The following is a 9,139-nucleotide window of genomic DNA, read 5'->3' on the forward strand; positions in this document are numbered from 1 at the left end:
GGCCCTTCCCGGCCCTTCCCCGTGGGCTTGTCGACCTCCCCCTCCGCCCTCACACCCGGCACCCCGTGCCAGTGATTACGGCATCATGTGACAGGTATCACCGCTCAGGTGTGACCCTCGATTTAGGGCACCCCCGCAAGCGGCGATAACCTGCGAGACGGACATGCCGCGCGCTCGGACACCGTGTGCGCTTCCCCTGTGACCCATGCGGACGTCACGTTGCCCTTCGCGGCACGCCCACGCATCCAACGAACCGCGAGATCACTGATAGGGACGGAAGCGCGTGGACCTGTTCGAGTACCAGGCGAGGGACCTCTTCGCCAAGCACGATGTACCGGTGCTGGCCGGTGAAGTCATCGACACGCCTGAGGCGGCGCGCGAGATCACCGAGCGTCTGGGCGGCAAGTCCGTCGTCAAGGCGCAGGTGAAGGTCGGTGGTCGCGGCAAGGCCGGTGGCGTCAAGCTGGCCGCCTCCGCGGACGAGGCCGTCGCCCGTGCGACGGACATCCTCGGCATGGACATCAAGGGCCACACGGTCCACAAGGTGATGATCGCCGAGACCGCGCCCGAGATCGTCGAGGAGTACTACGTCTCCTTCCTCCTCGACCGCGCCAACCGCACCTTCCTCTCCATCGCCTCCGTCGAGGGCGGCATGGAGATCGAGGAGGTGGCGGCCACCCGTCCGGAGGCCGTCGCGCAGACCCCGATCAACCCCATCGACGGGGTGGACGAGGCCAAGGCCCGCGAGATCGTCGCGGCCGCCAAGTTCCCGGCCGAGGTCGCCGATAAGGTCGCGAACGTCCTGGTCAAGCTGTGGGACACCTTCATCAAGGAGGACGCCCTCCTGGTCGAGGTCAACCCGCTGGCCAAGGTCGCCTCCGGCGACGTGATCGCCCTCGACGGCAAGGTGTCGCTCGACGACAACGCCGAGTTCCGTCACCCCGACTTCGAGGAGCTCCACGACAAGGCCGCGGCCAACCCGCTCGAGGCCGCCGCCAAGGAGAAGAACCTCAACTACGTCAAGCTCGACGGCGAGGTCGGCATCATCGGCAACGGCGCCGGTCTCGTGATGAGCACCCTGGACGTCGTCGCCTACGCCGGTGAGAAGCACGGTGGCGTCAAGCCCGCCAACTTCCTGGACATCGGCGGTGGCGCCTCCGCCCAGGTCATGGCGAACGGCCTGGAGATCATCCTCGGCGACCCGGACGTCAAGTCCGTCTTCGTCAACGTCTTCGGTGGCATCACCGCCTGCGACGAGGTCGCCAACGGCATCGTGCAGGCCCTGAAGCTCCTCGAGGAGCGCGGCGAGGACGTCACCAAGCCGCTGGTCGTCCGTCTCGACGGCAACAACGCCGAGCTGGGCCGACAGATCCTCACCGACGCCGCGCACCCGCTGGTGCAGCGCGTCGACACCATGGACGGCGCGGCCGACAAGGCCGCCGAGCTGGCCCACGCCGCCAAGTAAGCACTCAGGACGAGGACACAACACACCATGGCTATCTGGCTCGACAAGGACAGCAAGGTCATCGTCCAGGGCATGACCGGTGCCACGGGCATGAAGCACACCAAGCTCATGCTGGGCGACGGCACCAACGTCGTGGGCGGCGTGAACCCGCGCAAGGCGGGCACCACCGTGGACTTCGACGGCACCGAGGTACCGGTCTTCGGCACCGTCAAGGAGGCCATCGAGGCCACCGGCGCCAACGTCTCGGTCATCTTCGTCCCGGAGAAGTTCACCAAGTCCGCGGTGGACGAGGCGATCGACGCCGAGATCCCGCTGGCCGTCGTCATCACCGAGGGCATCGCCGTGCACGACACGGCCGCCTTCTGGGCGTACGCCGGCAAGAAGGGCAACAAGACCCGCATCATCGGCCCGAACTGCCCCGGCATCATCACCCCGGGTCAGTCGAACGTCGGCATCATCCCGGGCGACATCACCAAGCCGGGCCGCATCGGCCTGGTCTCGAAGTCCGGCACGCTGACGTACCAGATGATGTACGAGCTGCGTGACATCGGCTTCTCCACCGCCGTCGGCATCGGTGGCGACCCGATCATCGGCACCACGCACATCGACGCGCTGGCCGCCTTCCAGGACGACCCCGACACCGACCTGATCGTGATGATCGGTGAGATCGGCGGCGACGCCGAGGAGCGGGCCGCGGCCTTCATCAAGGAGAACGTGACCAAGCCGGTCGTCGGCTACGTCGCGGGCTTCACCGCGCCCGAGGGCAAGACGATGGGTCACGCCGGCGCAATCGTCTCCGGTTCCTCCGGTACGGCGCAGGCGAAGAAGGAGGCTCTCGAGGCCGCGGGCGTCAAGGTCGGCAAGACCCCGACCGAGACCGCGAAGCTGGCCCGGGAGATCCTCAGCGCCTGAGGTCCCCCCAGCACGACCGATGGGCCCGTTCCCGGGATGGGGGCGGGCCCGTCGGCCTGCATGCCGCCGGCTCACTCACCGGGCCGGTTCCCTCACCGGCCCAGCGGTACGAGCCTGTCCCGCCCCGGCACCATCGCCGTCCGCAGCTTCTTGCGCAGGCCGGCCTCCTCCTGCGACAGCGGCCCCTGCGCCACCCTGGGCGGAAGCCCCCGCACCTGTACGCCGGGCGGTACCGGCGGCTCGTAGTGCGTCGGAGCCGTCCGCACGGTGAACGTCGTCGTGCCGATCAGGGCGACCGTGCACGCGATGGCGGCCCGGGTCCAGAAGCGTGTCCTGCGCTCGCCGCAGACTCGCACCCGCGTCGGCTTGTTCGCGCGCAGCCGTTCGGTGGAGGCCAGCCGCGCCAGGCGGTGGTGGAGTTCGGTCGGGTCCACGAGGTCCGGGACGTGCGCGGCGACGGCCTCGCGGGCGTGCAGCAGACGGCCCGCGGCCGCCGGTGTGCTGGCCTCCGTCTCCGCCGCGGTCTCAGGGAGACCGAGCCCCACACCGTCGTACAGCACGAGCGTGCGGCGGTACGGCGGCGGGAGCTCGAGGAGCGCGGACAGCAGCGCGCGGTCGGGGGCGTCCGCCGGCGGGGGCTCGGGGTGGCGGTAGCGGGGGCGGAAGCGGTGCCAGGGGGAGAGCGCGCAGTCGTACGCCGCCGCGCGCACCCAGCCTCCCGGGTCCGGGTCGCGGGCCACCTCCGGCCAGCGCTGCCAGGCGAGTTGGAAGGCCCGCTCCACCGACTCACGGGCGAGCTCGCGCCGGCCGGTGAGCAGGTAGGTCTGCCGTACGAGGGCCGGGGCGCAGAACGCGTACAGCGCGTCGAAGGCCTGAGCGGGTGTCAGGGGCGCTGTCTGTTCCGGTTCCTGAGGCTGCGTCACTGGGCGCCCCTTCGTACGAAAAAGTACATAAACGTATATTGAGCGACACAGCGGAGGTTCGCCTGTTACGACGGGAAAGCGCGTGTCGTTGGGAGCATGACCGTCGTGACCCAGCTGACCGCTCGCCGCATGTCGTTGTCGTCCCTGCTCATCCGTCTGCGCGACCGATCGCCCGGACTGGGTGCCAGCCTTCTGGGTGGCGCGGTCGCCGCCGGGCTGGGGCTCGGGGTGTTCGCGGTGCTCGTGATCATGCTGTGGATCAGTTCGCCGTACCCCGACAGCGGGCCCGGGGGCGCGCTGCATGTGGCGGCGGCCCTGTGGCTGCTCGCGCACGGCGTGGAACTGGTCCGGACCGACACGCTCTCCGGCGCCCCCGCGCCCGTCGGTGTGACGCCGTTGCTGCTGCTCGCCCTGCCGGTGTGGCTGGTGCACCGCGCGGCGCGGGACGCGGTGGAGGGGGAGCAGACGGAGGGACCGGTGCCGCTGCTCCCGGGCCGTACGGCGTGGACGGGCGTCGTCCTCGGCTACCTCGGCGTCGGAGCGGCGGCGGCCCTGTACGCGTCCGGGGGCGATCTGCGGCCGTCGTGGACGTGGACGGGGATCTGCGTGCCGCTGGTCGTGGCGGGGGCGGCGGCGGTCGGGGTCTGGACTGCCTACGGCCGTCCCCGGGAGCCCGTTGACGGGGTGCTGTTGCTGCTGCCCGCGGGGGTACGTCGGCTGGTGTTCGGGACGCGGGCGCGTGAACGGTGGGGGGTCGCGGCGCGGGCCGCGGCGGCCGGGTCGTGGGTGACCATGACGACGGTCTGGTGCAGGTCGTGGACGAGGTCCCGCAGCAGGTCGAGGACCTCGTGCGCACTGCGCAGATCGAGCGCGCCGGTCGGTTCGTCCGCGAACACGACGGCCGGCCGGGCCACCAACGCCCGTACCACGGCGGCCCGTTGCTGCTGGCCGCCGGAGAGTTCGGCCGGGCGGTGGGTGAGCCGGTCGGCGAGACCCACGCGCTCCACCAGCGTGCGCAGCCAGTCGTGGTCCGGAGTCCGTCCCGCGAGCCGCAGCGGCAGGGTGATGTTGTCCTCGATGCTGAGCGAGGGGATCAGGTTGTACGCCTGGAACACGAACCCGACGCGCTCCCGGCGCAGTTCGGTGCGGCGGGTCTCGTTCAGGCCCGCGATCTCCCGCCCGTCGATGCGGACACTGCCCGAGGTCGGCGAGTCCAGCCCGGCGGCGCAGTGCATCAACGTGCTCTTGCCGGAACCCGAGGGCCCCATCACCGCGAGGAACATGCCGCGTTCCACCGTCAGCGACACCTCGTCGAGCGCCCGTACGCCCCCCGGATACTCCTTGCTGACCCGGTCCAGGGCGATCGCCGGGTTCACCGACGGCCCCGCAGGTTGCGCACGACGAGGGCGCCGCCGCACAGCACGGTGACCGCGCCGCACGCCAGATGGATCCAGGTGTTGGCGTCGCCGTAGGAGGCGGCCATGTTGGCGACGGCGCTGATCACCACCAGGATCCACAGCAGCGCGCGGGCCACCTCGCCGCGGCTCACGGTGGTGGCCGACGGTGTGGTGTCGGTGCTGGTCAGACGGTAGGGATCGGTGTTCGGCACGGTGTTCCTCCCGAGGTCGGCTGTCGTCCTCGACGCTAGGGACCGGGCACCCCCCGGGCCGATCCCGCAGCCCGCCCGGTTCGAGGTACAGCAGGCTGTACTTCCCGGCCCCGCGGCTGACGGCGAACGGGCGTGCGGCATAAGGTCCTTCGCGACGAAGGGAGGGCGCGCATGGCCGTCCGGACGGAGACCGGGCACACCGGGCTCAAGGACACCGTCGTACGGGCCCTGGGCTCCGCCGGCGCCGCGATCGCGCAGCTCGCCTCCGGGCTCGGCACCGCCTTCCTGGCCCTGCTCGTGCTGCTGTGGCTCGCCGTCACCGCGCTGACCGGCGTGGCCGGCGTGGGCCTGCTCATGGCGCCCGCGCCGCTGCGGGCGCTGCACTCGCTGGCGGAGCGGGAGCGGCGGCGGCTGGGCCGCTGGGGTCCCGAGGTCCTGGCACCCGACCCGCCGCCCACCCGGCTGCGTGCCGCCCTGGTCGACGCCACCACCCGACGCGAACTGCGCTGGCTGGTCCAGCACGCCACCCTGGGCCTGCTGTTGGGGCTGCTCGGGGTGCTGCTCCCGATCTCCGCCGTGCGCGACAGCGCCTTCCCCCTGTACTGGAAGCTGGCGCCGAAGGACGCGACCGCCACCTCCATCGGGATCGGCACCGCGCACTCCTGGCCGGACGCGCTCGCGGTGGCCCTGCTGGGCGCCGGCTGGATCCTGATCCTCCTCGGGCTCGGCCCCGGCATGGCCCGGCTGCAGGCCCGCCCGGGACGCGCGCTGCTGGCGGCCGGACCGGAGACCGACCTCTCACTGCGGGTCGCCGAGCTCACCGCCACCCGGGCCGCCGCCCTCGACGCCCACGCCACCGAACTGCGCCGTATCGAGCGGTCGTTGCACGACGGCGCCCAGAACCGCCTCGTCTCCGTCACGGTCCTGCTCGGCGCGGCCCGCCGTATGGTCGCCCGCGACCCCGGCGGCGCCGACGAACTCCTCGAACGCGCCCAGTCCGCCGCCGAACAGGCCCTCGCCGAACTGCGCACCGTCTCCCGGAGCATCCTGCCGCCGGTCCTCGCCGACCGCGGGCTCGAGGGCGCACTGTCCGGTCTGGCGGCCGACTGCGCGGTGCCGTGCCGGATCGTCGTCGACGTACCCGCGCGGTGCGCCGCCTCCGTCGAGGCCACCGCCTACTTCGTCGTCGCCGAGGCGCTGACCAACATCGCCAAGCACAGCGGCGCCGCGCACGCCACCGTCACGGCGCGCGGCCGCGGCGGCCGTCTGGTCCTGTGCGTCGAGGACGACGGCCGGGGCGGCGCCGACGAGCACGGCGGCTCCGGACTGACCGGCATCCGCCGCCGGGTCGCGGCCCACGACGGCACCCTGTCCCTGGCCAGCCCGCCGGGCGGCCCGACCACCCTGAAAGTGGAGCTTCCATGCGGATCGTGATGGCCGAGGACGACCCCCTGCTGCGCGAGGGGCTCGCCCTGCTGCTGCGCGCCGAGGGCCTGGACGTGGTGGCCACCGCGGGCACGGCCGACGAGGCGCTCACCGCGATCGACGAACACAAGCCGGACGTGGCCATCCTCGACGTGCGGATGCCGCCGACCCACACCGACGAGGGCATCGTCGCGGCCGTGCGGGCCCGGCGCCGCCGGCCCGACCTCGCGGTCCTGGTGCTGTCCGCGTATGTGGAGCAGAGCTTCGCCACCGAGCTGCTGAGCGAGGGCGTGGGCGGGCTCGGCTATCTGCTCAAGGAACGGGTGGGCCGTGTCGAGGAGTTCCTGGACGCGCTGCACCGGGTGGCGGGCGGTGGCACCGCCATCGACCCCGAGGTGGTCGCGCAGTTGTTCACGCGCTCCCGCCAGGACAGCCGCCTCGAGCGGCTCAGCCCGCGCGAGCGTGACGTCCTCGCCCTGATGGCCGAGGGCCTGGGCAACGGCGCCATCGCCGAACGCCTCGTCGTCACCGACGGCGCGGTCCACAAGCACATCCGCAGCATCTTCGCCAAGCTCGACCTGGCCCCCACGGACCGGGTGGACCGCCGGGTGGCCGCGGTCCTGCGGTATCTGGAGGACCTGCGCCGACTGGCATGAACTCACGGATCGCGTACGTCGACAACGCCCCCTCGTCAGCGCCCACGCCGCCGCCCTGCTGGACGGCACGGACAAGCGCGCTAACTCCGAACGTTCTGGACGTCCTCGGTCTGCACGTCCTTGCGGGATGTGGCCAGGTAGGTCACCAGGGCCAGGATCGCCGCCGTCCACGCGAGGGTCACCGGGCCCAGGCCCCACGCCAGGCCGCCCCGGCCGTGGCCGACCGCCATCCAGTCGGCCACCGAGGCGCCGAGGGGACGGGTGAGGACGTACGCCGACCAGAAGGCGGTCACCGCGTTCAGCCTGCCGGCGCGGTGGGCGATCGCGGGGACGGCGATCGCGGCGGCGTACAGGACGGCGGAGCCGAGGTAGCCGAGGCCGAGCGTGGCGGAGAGGTCGCCGGCCGCGGTGCCGAGGGCGAAGGTGGCGAGCACCGCGGCCCAGTAGAAGACCTCACGGCGGCGGGTGTGGATGCTGTGGATGGACAGGGTGCGCTCGCTGCCGTACCAGAGCGCGAAGACGGTGGCGAGGGCGACCATGAAGAAGGGCGTGGAGATCATGTAGGGCACGCCCAGGCCGACGTGCAGGACGTCCGCTGCCATGGTGCCGAAGACGCTCACCATGACGATCGCCGTCCAGTAGATCCAGGCCACGTACCGGCGCACCGCGAACTGCACGGCCAGGGCCGCCGCGAGCGCCACCGCGCCGAGCGCGACCGCCGGGACGGGGCCGAGGAGATGGGCGAGCCAGTCCGAGGCCGTCTCGCCCATGCCGGTGGTCAGCACCTTGATCACCCAGAAGTAGACGGTCACTTCCGGGACCTTGCTCAGGGCGTGACGTACGGGGCCGGGATGCCGGCCGGGGGCGAGGCGATCTGTGCTCATGGCGGGCACGATGACACGGCTCCGTACGACTGCCACAGACCCCTTTGCCATTGTTTTGGCGCTTCTGGAGGGTGTGTTGCCCGAGGGACGCCCGAGCCTGAACACAACCTGAAAGCCGCGGCCGTATCGCTGGCCAGGAGTCTGTGAACAGTGGTAGTAGCGGCCCTACTTCAGGCCGATGGCCGCGCAGTCCGCCGCGTACTTCGCCGTGCAGATGTCCTTGACGGTGTACACGCCGTCCTTGATCACCGTGTCCTTGATGTTGCTCTTGGTGAGGGCGACCACCGGCACCAGCATCGCCGGGATGTCCTTTTGCGTCGGACTGTCGATCGTGTCCTGCGTCATCGCGTCGAAGGCGATGTCCCGCCCCTGCACCTTGTAGACCGCCATCTCCGCGGCGCCCTGCGCCTCCAGCAGGAAGGACTTGTAGACCGTCATGGTCTGCTCCCCGGCGACGATCCGCTGCACCGCGTCCAGGTTGGCGTCCTGCCCGGTCACCGGCGGCAGCTTGGTGGCGCCCGCCTGCTGAAGTTCGTCGATGACGGCGCCCGCCATGCCGTCGTTGGCCGAGTAGACGGCCGCGATGTTCTTCAGGCCGACCGACGCGATCGCCTTCGCCATGTTGGCCTTGGCGACCTCGGGCAGCCACTCCCTGGTGTCGTACGACTTGGCGATGACGACCCGGCCCTTGAGCTCGCTCAGCGCGCCCTCCTTGAACAGCGCCGTGTTGGGGTCGGCCGGCGAGCCGTTCATCATGACGATCTTGCTGGTGGCGGCCTTGTCCCCGAGCGCGTCGACGATCGCCCGCCCCTGCACCTCGCCCACCAGCTCGTTGTCGTGGCTGACGTAGGCGTCGATCGGGCCCTGCGCGAGCCGGTCGTACGCGATGACGGGTATCCCGGCGTCCTTGGCCTTCCGGACGCCCGGCGCGATCGCCCTGGCGTCCACCGCGTCGACGAGGATCACGTCCACCTTGTCGGCGACGAGTTGCGCGAACTGCTTGTTCTGCCGGGAGGCGCTGGCCTCGGCGTTGGCGTACACGACCTTGCCCTTGCCGCCGGTGAGGGAGGCGACCCGGGACTTGATGAGGGGGTAGTCGAACCGTTCGAAACGGGCCGTGTCCTTGTCGGGCAGCAGCAGGCCCACCTTGATGTCCTCGCGCCGGGACGGGGTGGAGGAGTCGCCGCTGCCGGTGACGCCGTCGACGACACCGCAGCCGCCGAGCAGCAGCGCACCGGCGGCGACGAGGGGGAGGACGAGGGGGA

The 9,139-nt window shown here is 71.4% G+C and carries 9 protein-coding genes and 1 pseudogene; 5 read left to right on the forward strand and 5 right to left on the reverse strand.

Features of this window, described 5'->3' with window-relative positions:
- The first annotated feature begins 283 nt into the window (after positions 1 to 283).
- Together sucC and sucD are read left to right on the forward strand one after the other, a co-directional pair.
- On the forward strand, positions 284 to 1,465 hold the full coding sequence (gene sucC / locus GRC12_RS37895; protein ID WP_133043188.1) for an ADP-forming succinate--CoA ligase subunit beta: 1,182 nt from the start codon (positions 284 to 286) through the stop codon (positions 1,463 to 1,465).
- 27 nt (positions 1,466 to 1,492) lie between these two features.
- On the forward strand, positions 1,493 to 2,377 hold the full coding sequence (gene sucD, locus GRC12_RS37900; RefSeq protein ID WP_208784794.1) for a succinate--CoA ligase subunit alpha: 885 nt from the start codon (positions 1,493 to 1,495) through the stop codon (positions 2,375 to 2,377).
- Between the two features lie 92 nt (positions 2,378 to 2,469).
- On the opposite strand, the gene GRC12_RS37905 is transcribed toward sucD, so the two are convergent.
- Positions 2,470 to 3,414, reverse strand: a complete 945-nt coding sequence (locus GRC12_RS37905) for an RNA polymerase sigma factor (protein WP_244374393.1) — start codon at positions 3,412 to 3,414, stop codon at positions 2,470 to 2,472.
- Positions 3,415 to 3,549: 135 nt separating this feature from the next.
- Between GRC12_RS37905 and GRC12_RS46070 the strand changes: the two are divergent.
- A pseudogene (locus tag GRC12_RS46070) lies at positions 3,550 to 4,032 on the forward strand (cell division protein PerM); the annotation flags it as partial.
- On the opposite strand, the gene GRC12_RS37910 reads toward GRC12_RS46070, so the two are convergent.
- Positions 3,954 to 4,676 carry an ABC transporter ATP-binding protein gene (locus GRC12_RS37910; protein WP_308286727.1) on the reverse strand — a complete coding sequence of 241 codons (723 nt, stop codon included), beginning with the start codon at positions 4,674 to 4,676 and terminating at the stop codon, positions 3,954 to 3,956. The pseudogene GRC12_RS46070 and the gene GRC12_RS37910 overlap by 79 nt on opposite strands.
- Positions 4,673 to 4,909 (reverse strand): hypothetical protein, encoded by a 237-nt coding sequence (locus tag GRC12_RS37915; RefSeq protein ID WP_308286728.1) that lies wholly within the window; start codon positions 4,907 to 4,909, stop codon positions 4,673 to 4,675. The genes GRC12_RS37910 and GRC12_RS37915 overlap by 4 nt, the downstream gene beginning before the upstream one ends.
- A 171-nt stretch (positions 4,910 to 5,080) precedes the next feature.
- Here GRC12_RS37915 and GRC12_RS37920 point away from each other — a divergent pair, with 171 nt between their 5' ends.
- On the forward strand, positions 5,081 to 6,343 hold the full coding sequence (locus tag GRC12_RS37920) for a sensor histidine kinase (RefSeq protein ID WP_208784797.1): 1,263 nt from the start codon (positions 5,081 to 5,083) through the stop codon (positions 6,341 to 6,343).
- Complete coding sequence (locus tag GRC12_RS37925; RefSeq protein ID WP_208784799.1) at positions 6,331 to 6,990, forward strand: response regulator transcription factor; 660 nt, start codon at positions 6,331 to 6,333, stop codon at positions 6,988 to 6,990. Before GRC12_RS37920 ends, GRC12_RS37925 begins: the two co-directional genes overlap by 13 nt.
- An 80-nt stretch (positions 6,991 to 7,070) precedes the next feature.
- Here GRC12_RS37925 and GRC12_RS37930 read toward each other — a convergent pair whose 3' ends face one another.
- Together GRC12_RS37930 and GRC12_RS37935 are read right to left on the reverse strand one after the other, a co-directional pair.
- A complete protein-coding gene (locus GRC12_RS37930; protein WP_244374390.1) occupies positions 7,071 to 7,874 on the reverse strand; it encodes a COG4705 family protein in 804 nt (267 codons plus the stop codon).
- Positions 7,875 to 8,039: 165 nt separating this feature from the next.
- Positions 8,040 to 9,104, reverse strand: a complete 1,065-nt coding sequence (locus GRC12_RS37935; RefSeq protein WP_208784808.1) for a substrate-binding domain-containing protein — start codon at positions 9,102 to 9,104, stop codon at positions 8,040 to 8,042.
- Between the last annotated feature and the right edge of the window lie 35 nt (positions 9,105 to 9,139).

This window comes from Streptomyces griseorubiginosus (assembly GCF_017614965.1).
GTDB classification, from domain to species: Bacteria; Actinomycetota; Actinomycetes; order Streptomycetales; family Streptomycetaceae; genus Streptomyces; species Streptomyces griseorubiginosus_B.